Annotated in this window: 1 protein-coding gene; it reads right to left on the bottom strand. The window is 34.0% G+C overall.

The annotated features are described in order from the left end of the window. A partial coding sequence (locus tag AC1DTM_RS26135) for an MMPL family transporter (RefSeq protein ID WP_477001249.1) occupies window positions 1–1,495 on the bottom strand: 1,495 nt, incomplete at both ends.

Genomic DNA, 1,495 nt, shown 5'->3' with positions numbered 1-1,495 from the left:
GCGATAATACTAATCATCACAGGAATAATAACCGCTTCATCACGTTCTGTTATTTGTTTTGTATCATATAAGGAAGCTGTTTCCCCGCCAATCCACAATTGATTTTCTGCATTACTAATCCCTGTGTCTTTTAATACTTTTTTTACACTATTTTTCAATTCAGGGATTTGATCTAATGCTTCAATTGAGTATGGGTTTTCCACTAAAGAAACTTCATACATTTGCAATTGATTATTTTCTTTTCCCTTCATTGGTTCTTTCACTTTATTAACAAAGGATAATTTCTCTATTTCTTGTTTAATAGGTAAATCTTTTCCTTTTGAATCAACTACAATCTTTACTGGTGCTAATTCTCCAGCTGAAAAATGATCCGTGATTAATGTAAATCCTTCACGTGATGGCATATCTTTCGGGAATGATTCTAATAAATCGTACGTGTATTGAATACGTGGTACAAATGAAGCCAATCCTCCTAATAAAAATACAGTTAGCATAATAATTGTCCACGGTTTACGTACAACAATATCACCAATCTTTTTACTAAAGGCCCCCTTTGTAGTTTTTACTTTTAAAACTTTCTTTTTCGCAAACTCTTCATTCATTGCAGTTGTTCTCGGTATGAATGGGAAGAATGCAACTCTACCAAAAATTAATAATAATGCCGGAAGAATTGTTAATGCAGCGATTCCCATTATGAAAACAGCAACACTAAATGGTACTGCAAATCGATGAAAGGCTCCATAATGTGCAAGCAATAATGTTCCTAATCCTAATACTACAGTTAGTGCACTCATTATAATTGCACCACCTGAAGCTTTTATCGCAAGTTGCAGTGCCTTATATTTACTTTCTTCTTCTAACAGATACTCCCTATATCTTGAAATTAAAAATAAACAGTAATCCGTTCCTGCTCCAAACAGTAAAACAGTCATAATCGATATAGCCTGTGCATCTACTTTAATCCATCCATAATCGGCCAAAAAACCAAGTGTAGGACTAATAATTCCGTACGCAAAGCCAACAACAACTATAGGTAAAATTGCTAAAATCGGTGAACGGTACAGTAAAATTAATAAAACTAATACGAGTAATACGGTTGCAACTAATAACTTCACATCTGCTTGGCTAAATAAGCTGACTGCATCCGTTTGAATGCCTACAGGTCCAGATAATCGAACGTGTAAACCAGAGTCACTTATTTTTTGTTTAAATGGATCTTCATCCACCTTACTATTCACTATTTTTCTTAAATCTTCAAGGTTTCCTTTTAAAATATCCGTACCAGCTGATTTATTAAAGAATACCGGTGTAACAAATGATGTACCATCTTTTGATGCGCTTTTTGATAATACTTGCTCTGGAATTGTATCAAATGGCGGTAACGTTGATTGTTCTTTTAAAGGACTGGCCTTTAATTCTTTATAAACGTCTTGTATGAGTTTATAATCCTTTGACTGTAATCCACCATCTCGATGCCATACAACTAACAACGGAT

It is taken from the genome of Bacillus sp. P4_D3, assembly GCF_056401855.1.
This window is presented reverse-complemented; position numbering and strand designations above follow the sequence as displayed.